This is a genomic window from Amycolatopsis sp. WGS_07, from assembly GCF_045278895.1.
In the GTDB taxonomy this organism is placed as follows: Bacteria; Actinomycetota; Actinomycetes; order Mycobacteriales; family Pseudonocardiaceae; genus Amycolatopsis.
Genome location: NZ_CP136053.1, coordinates 3,712,214 through 3,728,399, shown reverse-complemented (window position 1 = coordinate 3,728,399; position 16,186 = coordinate 3,712,214). Strand labels below are relative to the sequence as shown.

The window sequence follows — 16,186 nt, the reverse complement described above, 5'->3', positions numbered from 1 at the left end:
CCCGAAAGTCCCGGCCGGTCCGCACAAGACCGTCAGTGCGCGAAGTGCCGCGTGCCGGTGAGGTACAGCGTGATCCCGGCCGCCTCTGCAGCGGCGATCACCTCGGCGTCGCGGATGGACCCGCCGGGCTGCACGACCGCTCGCACGCCGGCCTCGATCAGCACCTCGAGCCCGTCCGGGAACGGGAAGAACGCGTCCGACGCGCCGACCGAGCCCTTCGCCCGGTCGCCTGCCCGCGAGACTGCCAGCCGCGACGAGTCGACGCGGTTGACCTGCCCCATGCCGACGCCGACGGTCGCCTGCTCGTGGGCCAGCAGGATCGCGTTGGACTTCACCGCGCGCAGCGCCCGCCACGCGAACTCCAGGTCCGCCAGCGTCTGCTCGTCGGCGGGCGAACCGGTGGCCAGCTCCCAGTTCGCCGGGTTGTCGCCGGGGGCGTCGATCGCGTCGGCGGTCTGCACGAGCACCCCGCCGGAGATCGGCCGGAACTCCACCGGAGCCGCGTTCTCGATCGCGGGCAGCTTCAGCAGCCGCACGTTCTTCTTGCGCTGCAAGATCTCCAGCGCTTCCGGCTCGAAGTCAGGGGCGAGCACGACCTCGGTGAAGACCTCGGCGATCTGCTCCGCCGCCGCGACGCTCACCGGCCGGTTCGTGGCGATCACGCCGCCGTACGCGGACACCGGGTCGCAGGCGTGCGCCTTACGGTGCGCTTCGGCAATGTCCGCGCCGACAGCGATCCCACACGGGTTGGCGTGCTTGATGATCGCGACAGCCGGCTCCGAGAAGTCGAAGGCGGCCCGACGCGCGGCGTCAGTGTCGACGTAGTTGTTGTACGACATCGCCTTGCCGTGAAGCTGCTCCGCGTGCGCGAGGCCCGGCTGCGCGCTGCGGTACAGCGCCGCCTTCTGGTGCGGGTTCTCGCCGTAGCGCAGTACGTCTGCACGGTCCCACGTCGCACCGAGGAAGTCCGGGAAGCCACTGTCGTCCGAAGGCGCGTACACGTTGGCGAACCAGGACGCGACAGCCGTGTCGTACGCAGCCGTGTGCGCGTACGCCTGCGCAGCGAGCCGCTTGCGGTCCGAGAGTTCGAAGCCGCCCGCGGAGACCTGTTCAAGCACCCACTCGTACCGCGCCGGGTCCACGACGACAGCGACGCTGCCGTGGTTCTTCGCGGCCGCGCGTACCATCGCGGGACCGCCGATGTCGATGTTCTCGACGCAGTCCTCGAAGCTCGCGCCGGACGCGACGGTCGCCTGGAACGGGTACAGGTTCACCACGAGCAGGTCGAACGCCGCGATGTCGAGCTGCTTGAGCTGCGCGACGTGGTCGTCGTTGCCCTGGTCGGCGAGCAGCCCGGCGTGCACGCGCGGGTGCAGCGTCTTGACCCGGCCGTCGAACGACTCCGGGAACCCGGTGACCTGCTCCACCGGCGTGACCGGGACCCCGGCGTTCGCGATGACCTTCGCCGTGCCGCCGGTCGACACGATCTCCACGCCGGCCGCGTGCAGGCCGGTCGCGAGCTCGAGCAGGCCGGCCTTGTCCGAGACGCCGATCAGCGCGCGCCGGACCGGGCGCCGTCCCTGTGCTGTGCTCACGAAAACCTCACCTTTCGTCCGTCCACGGTGCACCCACCACGGCCGAGTCGCTCGATCGTTTCAACCAGCAGCCTGCGTTCCACGGCTTTGATCCGCTCGTGCAGGACGTCTTCGGTGTCGTCGGTCTCCACCGGCACCGCCTCCTGGGCGATGACCGGGCCAGTGTCCACCCCGGCGTCGACGAAATGCACCGTCGATCCGGTGACGCGCACGCCCGCGGCGAGCGCGTCGGCGACCGCGTGCATCCCGGGGAACGACGGCAGCAGCGCGGGGTGGGTGTTGATCACGCGGCCCGCGAAGCGCGACAGGAACTCCGGCCCGAGGATCTTCATGAAGCCCGCGGACACCACGAGGTCGGGCTCATAGGCCGCGACCGCCTCGGCGAGCGCGCGATCCCACGCGGCCCGGTCCGGATGGTCGGCGACCCGCACGGTGAACGACGGCACGTCCGCCCGTTCCGCTCGCGCGAGCGCCTCGATGCCGGTGCGATCCGCGCCGACCGCGACGACGTTGGCCGGGAACCCCGACTGCCCGGCCGCGTCGAGCACAGCCTGCAGCAGCGTGCCGGAACCGGACGCGAGCACGACGATCTTCACCGGAGTGGGCAGTTCCAAGCGGCTGGCCAGAACGGGCTCCTTGCACGGCGGTACGCCTCGGGCGCACGGCGCTTCACCAGGTCGCCCCAACCCTAACGGTCGTCCTCGGCGGGCTTCGCGTCGCCGGAGTCCTCGGTGGACTCGGTCACAGCCTCCGGCTCCTCAGCAGGGGTTTCGGGCTTCTCCTCGGCCTCGTCCTCGGAGTCGTCTTCCGCGGTTGCCGGCTCGTCCTCGGGCAGGTCGAGACCGAGTTCGGCGTCGGCCTCGGCGTCGAAGTCCTCGTCGTCCTCGGGGTCTTCGGCCAGGTCCGAGTCTTCCTCGGGAGTCTCGGAATCCTCGTCCGCACCGTCCTCATCGGACTCGGACGCAGGCTCCTCAACCTCGTCGGACTCAGACTCGGTCTCTTCTTCCTCCACCTCAAGCGAACCAACCGGCTGCATCGGAGCGTGCGCCCCGGCGAAGAACGCCACAAACCCGGCCGGGATCACGATCCAGCAGAACGCCACGATCGACGCCACCCCGACCGGCACGCTGACCGGGTCGAACGGGCCGTCGCCGAGCCGTCCGCCGGCGAGCGTGCCCAGCAACACGCAGCCGAAACCGACCACCGCGCCCGCGACGACCACGACTCGCAGCCGCGCCGCCGGATCGTCGTCCACCGCGCGGACCGACCAGCCGACCAGCAGCCCGACCGCCAGCGGCAGCACCATCAGCACCGGCCACCAGGCCGCGGCGTGCTCGGGGATGCCGCCGAGCAGCGGCACGCCCGGGACCGAGCCGCCGCGGTAGCCGATGAGGTGCACGTCGAGGCTGCCGATGCTGAACCCCGGCCCGCTCACGAACGACATCGCCGCCACCACGGCGTTCGGCAGGTACAGCACGGAAAGCAGGAAGAGACCGAAGCTGCCGCCGAAGGACGGCTCGAACAGGCTGGACACCGTGCGCGCGGACAGCGCCGTGGCAGCCGTCAACGTCAACGCACCCGCGGCCAGCAGCGCGAACAGACCGAGCAGCCCCGCGCGCAGCCCGCGAAGGGCCAGCGGGTCGAGCCGTTCAGCGAGCACTCGTGGCAGGCCGAACCGGCGAAGCACCCCGGCGGTGGCCGCGAGCCCGGAGATAACAGCAGGCACCACGGCAGCGAGCGCAATGTTCGCCCCCACCGGTTCACCGATCGAAAACAGCGAGATCAGCAGGCCGAACAGCAGGTGCGCGCCGGAAATCGTGGCGATCAACGGGACCGCGTGCCGCAGCCTCGCGCAGCGAAGCCGTCGCACAGCCTTGGCCGCCGTCCGTGCGACCAGCAGCACGGCCCCGATCGTCGGCAACAGCGGCAGCATCCCGAGCGGATGGCCGCCGATCCCGAGCTGGACCTGGTAGGCGGCCAGCCAGCCAGGCCCCGCCGACAGCAGCACGCCGCCCGCGGAGAAGATCGCGTGCTGGGCGGTCAGGGTGACGAGCGCGAGCAGCGTGGCGACCACCGCGTAGCCGGTGACGAGCGGGCCGAGCGCCGCGGCGAGCAACACCCGGAACCGGGGTACATCCTGGTCAAGGGAGTCGCCCACCGGCTCGTCGCCCGCGGGGCGTCCGGGACTGGTGAGCACCTGCATGTCCCCGACCATGACATCCGCGCTCGGCCGTCCGGGTGAGGCACGCCGCCCGGCGGACGTGGGGAACCCAACGCCCACCCGGTCGTGGCACCAGGCCAATAAAAACACCCGCTGTGACACGGAGAGTCACAGCGGGTGGGTGATGCGGAGGGATTTCAGCCTTGCTGTCCGAAACCTCCGGGCGGCGTGCCCGGTTTGTTCTGGTCGGACGGCGGCTGGAAGAACTGCCCCTGCTGCGGCGCGTACGTCGTGGCCTGCCCGCCCGGCGGAGGCGTGGCGGGCGGCTGCTGCGGCTGCTGCGGGGAGGACGGCGGCTGCTGCCCAGGCGACTGCTGCCCGGGAGCCGGCTGGTACTGCGTCGGCTGGTACTGCCCCTGCTGGCTGTAGGGCTGCTGGTACGCCGGAGCGGACGGCTGCGGCGTCGGCGGCTTGAGCACGTTGTACTCGAACAGCAGCACCGCGACCGACGCGGCCATCTGCAGGAGACCGAGGATCAGCACCACGATCACGATGGCGGACGTTCGCCCGGAGATCACGGAGTCGAGCGCGCCCAGCCCGCCGAGCACGCTGAACAGCGCGGCGAACGGCAGCGTCTTCGGCCCCTTGGGCAGCAGGTTCAGCGCCGACAGCAGGCCGCCGACGAGCAGGAACAGAATGGGCTGCCCGGCCGTGCCCGCCTCGGAGGCGAAGCCGAGGAAGTACTGCACCAGGCCGAGCCCGGCGACGCCGAGGGACAGCAGCAGCGGAAGGTTCGGCGGCGCGCCGGCACCCGCGGCAGGCGGGCCCTGCTGCGGCTGGGGCTGCTGCGGGAACCCGCCCGACGGGGGCGGTCCCTGGGACGGCTGGCCCTGCTGGGGGTAGCCGGGCCCGCCACTGGGGAAGGTCATCGGAAGCTCTCCTGTCTCATCAACCGGCGGTTCGAGATCCTGCGGCGCCCGGGCGCACCGGCGGCGTCCCCCGCTCACGAGTGACTGCACGCTAGCGCATCCGCCAAGGGCGTCCGAGTCGTTGGACGCACCGAGCGCCGGATCGGTTGCGGGCGGAAACGACGGAGGCCGGGCACCGTGTCGGTGCCCGGCCTCCGCCAGTGGAGTCGCAGCTGGTCAGCCGAGGCTGTTGTACAGCTCACGGGCGAGAACCGCGGTCTCGCTCGGGGTCTTGCCGACCTTGACGCCGGCGGCCTCGAGGGCCTCCTTCTTCGCCGCGGCGGTGCCGGACGAGCCGGAGACGATCGCGCCCGCGTGGCCCATCGTCTTGCCCTCGGGGGCGGTGAAGCCCGCGACGTAGCCGACGACCGGCTTGGTCACGTTCTCCTTGATGTAGGCCGCGGCGCGCTCCTCGGCGTCGCCGCCGATCTCGCCGATCATCACGATGACCTTGGTGTCGGCGTCCTTCTCGAACGCTTCGAGAGCGTCGATGTGGGTGGTGCCGATGACCGGGTCGCCGCCGATGCCGACAGCGGTGGAGAAGCCGATGTCGCGCAGCTCGTACATCATCTGGTAGGTCAGCGTGCCCGACTTCGACACGAGGCCGATCGCGCCCGGGCCGGTGATGTCGGCCGGGATGATGCCCGCGTTCGACTTGCCGGGGCTGATCACGCCGGGGCAGTTCGGCCCGATGATCCGGGTCTTGTTGCCGGTCGCGACCGCGTGCGCCCAGAAGTAGGCCGAGTCGTGCACCGGGATGCCCTCGGTGATGACGACCGCCAGCGGGATCTCGGCGTCAATCGCCTCGATGACCGCGTCCTTGGCGAACTTCGGCGGCACGAAGATGACCGACACGTCGGCGCCGGTCTCCTTGATGGCCTCCTCGACCGTGCCGAACACGGTGAGGTCCTTGCCCTCGATGGTGACCGTCTGGCCCGCCTTGCGGGCGTTGACGCCGCCCACGATGTTGGTGCCGGACTTCAGCATCTTGGTCGCGTGCTTCATGCCCTCGGAGCCGGTGAGCCCCTGGACGATGACCTTGCTGTTCTCGTTGATCAGGATCGACATCTCACGCACCTGCCGCGGCGAGCTCGGCAGCCTTGTCGGCCGCGTTGTCCATTGTGTCCACCACGGTGACCAGCGGGTGGTTCGCGTCGGCCAGGATCTGGCGACCCTCGACGACGTTGTTGCCGTCCAGGCGGACGACCAGCGGCTTGGTGGCCTCGTCGCCCAGGATCTTCAGGGCCTCGACGATGCCGTTCGCGACCGCGTCGCACGCGGTGATGCCGCCGAAGACGTTCACGAACACGCTCTTGACGTCGGTGTCGTTGAGGATGACGTCCAGCCCGGCCGCCATGACCTCGGCCGACGCGCCGCCGCCGATGTCGAGGAAGTTGGCGGGCTTCACGCCGCCGTGCTTCTCGCCCGCGTAGGCCACAACGTCCAAAGTGGACATCACGAGGCCCGCGCCGTTGCCGATGATGCCGACCTCGCCGTCGAGCTTGACGTAGTTGAGGTTCTTGGCCTTGGCCTTCGCCTCGAGCGGGTTCTCGGCCTGCTTGTCGACGAGGTCCTCGTGCGCCGGGTGGCGGAAGGAGGCGTTCTCGTCGAGGGTGACCTTGCCGTCGAGGGCGATGATCTTGTCTTGCGGGTCACGGACCAGCGGGTTGACCTCGACCAGCGTGGCGTCCTCGGAGACGAAGGTCTCCCACAGCTTCACCACGACGTCGGCGGCCTCGTCGATGATCTCGGCCGGGAAGTTGCCCGCCTTGAGGATCTCGAGCGCCGTCGCCTTGTCGACGCCCTTGATCGCGTCGACCGGGATCTTGGCCAGCGCGTCCGGGCGCTCGACCGCGAGCTGCTCGATCTCCATGCCGCCCTCGGACGACGCCATCGCGAGGAAGGTGCGGTTGGCGCGGTCGAGCAGGAAGGAGAAGTAGTACTCGGACGCGATGTCCGAGGCTTCCGCCACCAGCACGCGGTGCGTGATGTGGCCCTTGATGTCGAGGCCGAGAATGGCTTCCGCCTTCTCCTTTGCCTCGTCGGGCGTCTGGGCCAGCTTGACGCCGCCCGCCTTGCCCCGGCCGCCGACCTTCACCTGCGCCTTGACGACGACCTGGGTGCCGATCTGCTCCGCGGCGGCCTTGGCTTCTTCCGGGGTGCTTGCCACGGCGCCCGGCAGAACCGGTACTCCGTGGGCGGCGAAGAGATCCCTCGCCTGGTACTCGTAGAGGTCCACTACTCCAGTCTCCTGACGACACGCCACTGTGGTGGTCCGTTTTCCGGACCGCGCTGTCGGACCAGTCGAGGTTAGCGACCAGCGCAGACGCAGGGGACGCCGCACCTGGTGAAGTCCGTCACCGTGCGCGGTCAGAGGGTGTGCCGAGAGTGTGAGACCGCCCACCGAGCAGCATTTCGACGGCCTTTTCGGGGCTTTCCGAGCCCAGTTCGACGACGGTGGTGCCGGGAAGCGCGTCAGCGAGCCCCTCCGGGATCGGCCCGCCGAGGAGGCCCAGAATGTCGGGATCCTCCTGTTCGGCGGTGCGCGCGATCTTTTCTTTCGTGTCGAGGTGTCCAACGTGGACGACTTCGAGACCGGCGTCACGCAGCATTCGACCCAGGGCAATCGCCGCGGTTTCTTCGGCCAACTCCACCAGAACGACGCGGCGCGGGCTCACTTCTTCGCGCCAGCTGCAGCGGTGACCGCGGCGACGACTGCCGCCACCACCGCGGCGAGCCCGAGCCAGAATCCCGCGCCCGGTCGCGCGCCGTAGAAGAGGTAACTGACCCAGGGAATCTCGGCGACGTGCAAGGCGAGAAGCACCGCCGCTCCGGTCAGCCCCGCCGCCGCGGCTCCGGGCCGCGACCGAACGCTCAACCCGAGCGTCCCGAGAACGACGAGCAGCGCGGCGAGCAATCCCCACGACGGAGTGTCGAAATCGGACCACAGACCGGGCGGCGCGTAATCCTTCGCGGTGAATACCGGCATGCTGAACGTCGCGATCGCCAGCACAGCGGCGATTCCGGCGGGAAGCAGAACCCGGGAACGCGGCCCTTCGGTACCGGTGTCGTCGCGCTCCACGACGCCAGTGATCACCGCGGCCAGCCCGGCAAGGCCGGCGAGCCCGAGCGCGATCGCGGTGAAAACGGCACCCGCGCCGAGGTGATAACTGATCTCGCCGCCGAGCCCGCCGAGCCCCGTCGCCTCGGACGCGGTGATGGCGGTACTCAACACGGCCGTCCCTGCGAGAACGACGCCAGCCCACAACACCGCGAGCACCCCACGCGCGAACGGCGCGGTGCGGCGGGAGAAGAGGAAAGGCGTTGGCAGCACGACAAGAATCGCCGCGATCAGCAGTTGCCAGCGAGCCGGGCTGTCCGTGCTGTTGCCGAGCTGCGGAGCGTACGCGCCGATCGCCGCCGCGATTCCGGTCAGCAACGCGAGCAATGCGGTGAGGGTGCGCCAGATCGTGAGCCCGGGGACCCGAGCCTCGCCGGCCAGGTCGGTGCGTTCGGCCTGGGTCTGCTGCGGTGTCGCAAGTGGAGTGAGGATAAGGACGAGCACCATCGGCACAACGGCGAGACACGCGCCCGTCGACACCGCCAGCCCCGGCACGGCAAGCCCAGCGACCAACGCCGGCACCGCGACGGCCAGTACCGCCGCGACAATCCCGCCGAGCGTCCCGCGAGCGACCCCGTCGGATCCGGCGGAAACCCCGAGCACGGCCGCGACGGGCAGCGCACCGGCGAGCAGCAGGTACCCGGCGAGCGCGAGGCCCGGCCCTTCAAACGCTGACCGGGCAAGGAGAAACGGATCGTCCGAGACCACCGGCGACATCAGCAAACCGACCGCGGCGACCACGGCGAGCAGCGGAATGATCAACCGCCAGCGCCGTTTGTCGTCCCCGCCGGCGATCTCATTGCGCTCCCGCACGACCCGCGCGGCCACGACCCCCGCGACGAGCGTCAGCACGTGCCCGGCGACCAGCAACCAGAACCCGATGCCGACGCTGCTGCGATCGAGCAGCCGGTCCGGGAGATAAAGCTCGGGCCGGATGGTTTTGGAGCCGTTGACGAGGAACTGCAGATCGAGAACCAGCCGCCCGGGCGCGAGAACGGCGAGCCCGGTGACGAGACCAGCGGCCAGCCCTTGCCGCCCGCTGGCCGCCGCCGCGACGGCGATTCCAGCCGGGACGACGGCGAGGATGACGAGAAGCGGCCAGGCGAGGTAACCAGGGCCCGCGTCTGGTGAGACTGGGGCGATGGCACCGGCGGCCAGGGCCAGGGCCCCGAGCCCTAGGAGGACGGTGGCGGTTCGGAGCCTGGGGGACGGGGGTTCGTCGGTCAGGTCCGGGTTCTCGGGTTTGCGGCTGGGGATGGTTCGGGGGGTTGGGCGTTCGGGAGGTTGTTTTTGGCTGGTCAGGCCTGCTGGTGTTGGGGTGCTGGCCGGTTGTTTGGCGGGGGGTTCGGGTGGTGTGTCTCCGTGGCTGGACGGGTCGGTCGCGCTTGCCGCGGAAGCCGCCTCGCCGGGACCGTCAGCCGGATTGCCCGTCGCCCCTGGTTCGCGGTGACTGGATGAACCAGCCGCACTTGCCGCAGGAGCCGCCCCGCCGGGATCGTCGGCCGGGTTTGCCGTCGGCTCCGGCCCGCCGTGGCTGGATGAACCAGCCGCACTCGCTGTAGAAGCCGCGCCGCCGCGTTGAAGTGAGTCGTCGGGGCTCTCCGCTGACGCCGAGCCAGCCCCCGCTCGGCGGTCGGCAGGGTTTGCCGTCGGCGTCGGCGTCGGCTCGTCGCGGCCGGACGAGGTCTCCCTCTCCCGTCGGCGTGGCACGTCAGCTGGGCTTTCCGCCGGGCCCGGCTTGGCGCGACCGGCGTCGCGGCGGGCTCGGGCGCGGGCAGCGGCTTTGCGCTCGGCGAGGCTGGGACGCCGGGGTCCGGCGGGGCGGCCCGGGGTGTCCGGAGCGGAGTCGCCGTCGGAAGGCTCTGGGGTCGGCGGAGTCATCGCTCGCGACGCTAGCAAGGACCGGGTCCGGCAGGGGCACAGCAGGGCCGCCTCGACCAGGCCGGAACGCACTTCCAGGTGAATTCTGCGCCGGATGAACCTGCGGCCGTCCCCGCGCGTCTGACGGGTACGAAGAAAAATCCTCCGATCCGCGTAAGAGGGGCGCGGGTCGGTGGTCTCGAAGGCGAAGGGCCGAGATGCCGGGGGCGTCGAGGAAAACTTCGGAGAAGTCGCGTAAGGGAGTGGCGTTCGGGGCGTCACTCCGGCACGGGACGAGGGACCGGGGACCCATCGCGGGGGCGATGGAACGAGGTCGGATGCCTGTTCGTGGCAGGTGACCGGCCAGGTCGCGGAGGGGAGCCGCGGCCGGCGCTGGCGGATCGTGGGGACGATCTGCCGGGGCCGAGGTGAAGAGGGCCGAGACCTGCCGGGGAGGGCAGGTGAACGGCCGCACATCGCGGAGGAGGACCGCGGTGGGCTCCGGCAGGTCATGGGGATGACCCGCCGGGACGGCCGGGGCCTGCCGGGGAGGGCAGGAACCGGCCGGGCTGCGGAAGGGGCCGTGGCCAAGGCGGGGACCGGGACCTCTGAGGGAGGAACGTGGTCTCAGAGGGGAACCGTGAGCGGCTTCGGGGGCCGCAAGGCGGCCTGGAGGGCAGGGACCGGCCGGACCTCGGAAGAGAACCGTCACCAAGGTGGGGACCGCGGCCACGAAGGGGGCCGTGGCCTCGGAAGGGATCCGTGAGCGGCTTCGGGGGCCGCGAGGCGGACCAGGGCGGTCAGGGCGCAGGCCGGATCTGACAACTTGCTGGTCAGGCGGGGAAGCTGCCCCGCTTTGCAGTTCAGGCAGGGTCCACCCCGCTCGCCAACGCGCAGAACGTGAGCGCCTTGTTCACCCTCAGTAGCGCGGGTGTCCGGAGAATGCCCGAACTGCTGCCGATGCGAGCCGCACGGGTTCTTCGCCGGAGGTGCCGCGAGGCGAAGCCGTCCAGCGGCACGCTGCGAGGCAGCTGCGAGTGAGCGTCATCACAGGAGTCCGCGCGAAACTGCTTCAACGCACTCGGGCGACCGGTTATTTCGTCCGCGATGGCCCCAGAACGGGCCCCGAGGGCGCTGGGCCATCCGAACGTATGTGACTCAAGACACAACTGGCGAAGTAGTTTCCGATTAACTTTGGGTAGTTTCCACAGCTAGAAGCTCGATGAAGGCCACTCGTTCGGCCGAAAGCCCGGTCGCGTCTTGCTCATTGCGGCGCCGCTTCGTTACTGTCCTCCGGTCCCCATTACAGTCAGGTCACGAAGCAGGACGCTGAGCGAATCACCCCCGAGGTTCGTTCACGGGATCCCCCGCCCGAGTCCGTTTCCGCCCGACTCCCCGACGATGGAAGGCCCTGTCTTGGCTTCACACCGCTCCCCCGGCGGCCAAGCCCCTTCCCCGGCGCTGAAGGACGCACTGGACGGTGCGGTCATCCGCGTCCGGGGACAGCACCGCATCTCCCCGCCCTCCTCCGCCCTTCGCGGGCGTGTTGTGGTCGCCGCCGTCGCGGCTGGCGCGTTCGCCGCTGCCGCCGCCGGGCAGACCCTCAAGGCCACCAGTGGCGGCGACTCCGACGCCGCGGTCACCCCGCTCGCCAACGCACAGAACGCGAGCGCCTCGTTCACCCTCGGCAGCGCGGGCTCCGGGGAGCGCCCGAACTGCTGCCGACCGGGCACGCCGTCGATGCCTCCGCCGAAGCCGCGAAGATGGCCGACAGCGCCAAGGTCACCAAGGCCCGCGTGCAGGCGGAAACCGAAGCCGCGCGCAAGGCCGCCGAAGAGGCCGCCCGCCCGAAGACCTGCATGCCGGCCCACGGCACCTTCACCTCCGGCTTCGGCGCCCGCTGGGGCACGAGCCACCTCGGCATCGACATCGCGAACTCGATCGGCACCCCGATCTACGCCGCCTCCGACGGCACCGTCATCCAGGCAGGCCCCGCCAGCGGTTTCGGCCTCTGGGTGCGCGTCCAGCTCGACGACGGCACCATCCAGGTCTACGGCCACATGAACAGCTTCTCCGTCCGCGAGGGCCAGAAGGTGAAGTGCGGCCAGCAGATCGCCGAGATCGGCAACCGGGGCGAAAGCACCGGCCCGCACCTGCACTTCGAGGTGTGGCAGGACGGCACCAAGAAGATCGACCCGCGCCCGTGGCTCGCCGCCCGCGGTGTGAACATCTGAGCCGACCCGCCGGGCGACCGGCGCGGTGCTGACTGTCGTACGAGGTCGCTGACTCAGCTGGTTCGCACACCTCGCCCCGACAGGCGACATCTCTGCCTTGGCCGATCCACGGCGCACGCGTGAAACGCACGGATGCCTGAGTGTCCACCTCCTCGGTAGCCCATCACGCTTCGTTGCGCCGGATCCGATTGGCAGTGCAGCGCGTGAGGCTCGCGCACCGAGGCAATCGTTGCCCGCAGCCGGATCCCGGGCCGGGTCGGCCGACTCTCATGGGTCGTTGCCGGGGAGGCGTCGGATGAAGTAGGCGACTGCTACCTGCCACACCGTGCACATGTCCGCACGTCTTCGCCACGGCATCCATCGCGCGATCCCCTCGTCGGCGCGCGACGTTCTTCCGCAGACGACGCATCTGCCGTCTGGGCCTAGCGCGTGCTGTCTCAGCAACGCTCGCCATGCCGCGGCCAGTCGTGCCACATCCCCTGGCACTGGCCTGGTTGCCGCCCCCGCCGCAACCGTCCCCGCGACTCTCCTCAGGTATTCCTGTACCCCAGCGGCAAACACCCCAAACAGCACCGCGTCCATCCCTCGCTCCCCTCCACAGCGTACCGCATTTCATCGAACTTGTGTTCGATGGAGTTCAGTATGCCGTAGGGGACCGACAGGATCGGATGGTTCGTCGGGGAGTTCACTCGGTCCGGGGAAATGTGTCCCTAGGGGCCTGGGAGGACATGCGGTGGGCAGTCTTGGTGGAGCGGGATCGGGGAAAGTTCGGGCCGGGTAATGGTTTCGGCCTGGTGCCGCGGATGTGGTTCCGGGTAAACGGCTGGCTCGGTGAAACCAGCCTGTGGGAAGCGGGCTAGCCGGTTCTGCTCATCAAACCCGGCTCAGCTAGCCGGAGCAGCGCGAATCGGGCCAGTCCGCGCTGCTCTGGCCGAATCTGGTTCCCGCTAAGCCAGTCTCCCGCCCAGCCACGGCACAGCGGCACAGCGGCACAGCGGCACAGCGGCACAGCGGCACAGCGGCACAGCGGCACAGCGGCACAGCGGCACAGCGGCACAGCGGCACAGCGGCACAGCGGCACAGCGGCACAGCGGCACAGCGGCACAGACGAGCAAAAACCCGCAGCCGTCAGAGTTTCACCATGGGCACGCTGCCGATCAGCATCAACCGGACCTTCCCTGAAGCGCCGAAGTCGATCGTCGCCGTCGCACGGGGGCCGATGCCGTCGCACGAAATGACTGTGCCCAGGCCGTACTTGTCGTGGCTGACGCGGTCCCCGACGTCCAGTTTCAGGGCCACCGTGTCCTTCCAGCCCTTCCCGAACGGCGAACTCGAACTCGACGACGTCGAGGACCGGCGGCCCCACGTGGTCGCCGCGCGCGGGCCGGACGACGAGCCCGAGGACGAGCCGAAGTTGCCGAAGCCGGGTGAGGACGGTTCCAGGCGGCGCCAGTCGACCAGGTCCGGCGGCAGTTCGTCCAGGAAGCGGGACGCCGGGTTCATCTGCGGCTGTCCCCACGCCGACCGGGTGAGGGCCCGCGACACGTAGAGCCGTTGCCGCGCACGGGTAATCGCCACGTAGGCCAGGCGGCGTTCTTCGGCGAGTTCAGCCGGATCGCCCAGGGCGCGCATGTGCGGGAAGACGCCGTCTTCCCAGCCGGTGCAGAAGACGACCGGGTATTCCAAGCCCTTGGCAGTATGCACGGTCATCAGCGTGACCACGCCCGCGCCGCCGTCGCCTTCCTCGCCGCCGTCTGGTGACGGGATCGAGTCGGCATCGGCCACCAGCGAGACGCGTTCCAGGAAAGCCGGCAGGGAGCCTGGGGCCGGGACACCGTCGTCCAGGACCAGTTCCGCGTTCTCGTCGTTGGTGACCTCGGCGGTGAACTCGGCGAATTCGCGGGCCACAGTCACCAATTCGGTGAGGTTCTCGACGCGCGACGCGTCCTGTGGGTCGTCGGATTCCTCCAGCTCCGCGCGGTAGCCGGTGCGCTCCAGGATTGCTTCGAGCAGGTCGTGCACCTCGGTACCGGACGACGCCATCTCCTGCAGTTCGTCCAGCAGCGTCACGAATCCGGTGATCGCCTTGGCCGAGCGCGGGTTCAGCAGCGCCACCTTGTCCTCGACCGCGTCGCGCAGGGCGGCCCAGAACGAGATCCGCTCCCGTTCCGCGTGCGTCGCCACGACTGCCTCGGCCCGGTCGCCGATGCCGCGCTTGGGGACGTTGAGGATCCGCCGCAGGCTGACCGTGTCGTCCGGGTTCGCGAGCACGCGCAGGTACGCGATCATGTCCCGCACTTCGCGCCGCTCGTAGAACCGCACGCCGCCGACGACCTTGTACGGCAGGCCCAGCCGGATGAAGATTTCCTCGAACACCCGCGACTGGTTGTTGGTGCGGTAGAACACCGCGACGTCCGAGTAGTCCGCCTCGCCCTTCTCCGCCAGCGAGTCGATCTCCCCGGCGACGAACGCGGCCTCGTCGTGGTCGTTGTCCGACACGTAGCCGACGATCTTCTCGCCGTCGCCCGAATCGGTCCACAGTCGTTTCGCGCGCCGGTTGGGGTTGCGCGCGATCACCGCGTTGGCCGCGGACAGGATCGTTTGCGTGGAGCGGTAGTTCTGCTCCAGCAGAATCGTGTGCGCGTTGGGGAAGTCGCGTTCGAATTCCTCGATGTTGCGGATGGTCGCGCCGCGGAAGGCGTAGATGGACTGGTCCGCGTCGCCGACCACGCACAGTTCGGCGGGCTCGATCCCGGTGTCCGTGGCTTCGGTGCCGGCGAGCGCGCGCACCAGGGTGTACTGCGCGTGGTTGGTGTCCTGGTACTCGTCGACCAGCACGTGCCGGAAACGCCGCCGGTAGTACTCCGCGACGTCCGGGAACGCTTGCAGCAACGACACTGTCTGCATGATCAGGTCGTCGAAGTCGAACGCGTTCGCGCTCGACAGCCTGCGCTGGTACTCGGCGTAGACCTCGGCGACCCGGCGCTCGAGGTCGTTGGCCGCCTTCGACGCCGCCTCGTCCGGGTCGACCAGTTCGTTCTTGAGGTTCGAGATGTGCACCGCGAGCATGCGCGCGGCGTACTTCTTCGGGTCGATGTCGAGATCGCGCGCCACGAGCGTGATGAGCCGCTTCGAGTCGTCCGAGTCGTAGATCGAGAAACTCGACGACATGTCGAGCGTCTTCGCCTCGCGGCGGAGGATTCGCACGCACATCGAGTGGAACGTGGACACCCACATCGCGTTCGCGCGTTTGCCGACGAGCGCCGCGACACGTTCGCGCATCTCGGCGGCGGCCTTGTTGGTGAACGTGATCGCCATGATCTCGCCCGGATGCACGCCGCGCTGCCCGAGCAGGTACGCGATCCGGCGCGTGAGCACGCGCGTCTTGCCCGATCCGGCTCCCGCGACGACCAGCAGCGGACCTCCGGCGTGCGTCACCGCCTCGCGCTGGGCGGGGTTGAGGTCCTCGAGCAGGTCTGCGGTTCCCGGCCGGGCAGCGCGGGCGGGCGGGTCTGCGGGGAGATCGAAGAGGGTGTCCATCGTCTGTCAACGCTACCCCGGGGGTACGACAGTCCCGGCACAGCCACGGGGGTCGGCCTGCGCTCCGGGACGTACGCCGGAGTGTCGCCTCGCGTCCGACGCGCGACGCCGCTCCCGCGCGGAGCATCGAACGGTATGGACGACAAGATTCCCGCCCGGCTCAGGGCTTCCGACGGCGACCGCGAGCGCGTCGCCGAGACCATCCAGGCCGCCGGTTCCGAAGGACGGCTCACGCTCGAAGAGGTGGAAGAACGGCTGCGCGCGGTCTACGCCGTCCGCTTCACCGACGAACTCGGCGAACTCACCTCCGACCTCCCCCGCCCGGAGCCCGCCCGGCCGCGCGGCGGCGGATGGCCGCTGACCCGGGCCGCGCTGCGCGACCATCCGGCGCTGCGGGTGCACCTCGGCATCGTCGCGGTGCTGGCGACCTTGCTGATCGTCCGATGGGCGGTCGGCGGCGCACTGTTCTTCTGGCCGGCGATGCCGTTGTTCTGGCTGTTCATCAGCCTCGTGCTGCACGCGCGGGTGCGGGCGTTCCGGCGGCGACCGGGCGCGCCTGTGCCATACTGAACCCGTGCGGCACAGCAGCGAGCGATTTTTTACGGGACCCGGACTCCGGCTCCCGTGATCGCGTAGTGCCCCACCCGCCATCACCCGCAGCCCCGGAGTCCACTGGACCCGGGGCTTTCGCCGTCCCTGGGCCACGG

General features: G+C 70.0%; 11 protein-coding genes and 1 pseudogene. 3 read left to right on the top strand and 9 right to left on the bottom strand.

All coding sequences use genetic code 11. From position 1 onward, the window contains the following. Window positions 1-32: 32 nt before the first annotated feature. The 8 genes from purH to RPX00_RS17785 form a co-directional block, all read right to left on the bottom strand. A complete protein-coding gene (purH, locus tag RPX00_RS17820) occupies window positions 33-1,595 on the bottom strand; it encodes a bifunctional phosphoribosylaminoimidazolecarboxamide formyltransferase/IMP cyclohydrolase (RefSeq protein ID WP_406640722.1) in 1,563 nt (520 codons plus the stop codon). Beyond that, the gene (gene purN, locus RPX00_RS17815; RefSeq protein WP_406640720.1) at window positions 1,592-2,209 is read right to left on the bottom strand and encodes a phosphoribosylglycinamide formyltransferase; all 618 of its coding nucleotides are present in this window, start codon (window positions 2,207-2,209) and stop codon (window positions 1,592-1,594) included. Before purN ends, purH begins: the two co-directional genes overlap by 4 nt. Before the next feature lie 74 nt (window positions 2,210-2,283). Continuing rightward, complete coding sequence (locus RPX00_RS17810; protein WP_406640718.1) at window positions 2,284-3,798, bottom strand: DUF6350 family protein; 1,515 nt, start codon at window positions 3,796-3,798, stop codon at window positions 2,284-2,286. A gap of 155 nt (window positions 3,799-3,953) precedes the next feature. Continuing rightward, window positions 3,954-4,685: a DUF5336 domain-containing protein gene (locus RPX00_RS17805; RefSeq protein WP_406640716.1), complete on the bottom strand. Its 732-nt coding sequence runs from the start codon at window positions 4,683-4,685 to the stop codon at window positions 3,954-3,956. 216 nt (window positions 4,686-4,901) lie between these two features. Beyond that, window positions 4,902-5,792 (bottom strand): succinate--CoA ligase subunit alpha, encoded by an 891-nt coding sequence (sucD, locus tag RPX00_RS17800; RefSeq protein ID WP_406640715.1) that lies wholly within the window; start codon window positions 5,790-5,792, stop codon window positions 4,902-4,904. Window position 5,793: 1 nt separating this feature from the next. Continuing rightward, window positions 5,794-6,963, bottom strand: coding sequence for an ADP-forming succinate--CoA ligase subunit beta (sucC, locus tag RPX00_RS17795; RefSeq protein ID WP_406640713.1), 1,170 nt, complete (start codon window positions 6,961-6,963; stop codon window positions 5,794-5,796). A 118-nt stretch (window positions 6,964-7,081) separates the two neighbouring features. Next, window positions 7,082-7,402, bottom strand: a complete 321-nt coding sequence (locus RPX00_RS17790) for a hypothetical protein (RefSeq protein ID WP_406640711.1) — start codon at window positions 7,400-7,402, stop codon at window positions 7,082-7,084. Next, complete coding sequence (locus RPX00_RS17785) at window positions 7,399-8,715, bottom strand: hypothetical protein (protein WP_406640709.1); 1,317 nt, start codon at window positions 8,713-8,715, stop codon at window positions 7,399-7,401. Before RPX00_RS17785 ends, RPX00_RS17790 begins: the two co-directional genes overlap by 4 nt. Here RPX00_RS17785 and RPX00_RS17780 point away from each other — a divergent pair. Further along, window positions 8,698-8,976, top strand: coding sequence for a hypothetical protein (locus RPX00_RS17780; protein WP_406640707.1), 279 nt, complete (start codon window positions 8,698-8,700; stop codon window positions 8,974-8,976). The genes RPX00_RS17785 and RPX00_RS17780 overlap by 18 nt on opposite strands. A 2,277-nt stretch (window positions 8,977-11,253) precedes the next feature. Further along, window positions 11,254-11,939: pseudogene (locus RPX00_RS17775) on the top strand (M23 family metallopeptidase). A 1,128-nt stretch (window positions 11,940-13,067) separates the two neighbouring features. Here the strand turns inward: RPX00_RS17775 and pcrA are convergent. Beyond that, complete coding sequence (gene pcrA / locus RPX00_RS17770; RefSeq protein WP_406640705.1) at window positions 13,068-15,479, bottom strand: DNA helicase PcrA; 2,412 nt, start codon at window positions 15,477-15,479, stop codon at window positions 13,068-13,070. Window positions 15,480-15,614: 135 nt separating this feature from the next. Here pcrA and RPX00_RS17765 point away from each other — a divergent pair, with 135 nt between their 5' ends. Beyond that, the gene (locus RPX00_RS17765; protein ID WP_406640703.1) at window positions 15,615-16,049 is read left to right on the top strand and encodes a DUF1707 domain-containing protein; all 435 of its coding nucleotides are present in this window, start codon (window positions 15,615-15,617) and stop codon (window positions 16,047-16,049) included. Window positions 16,050-16,186: the final 137 nt, after the last annotated feature.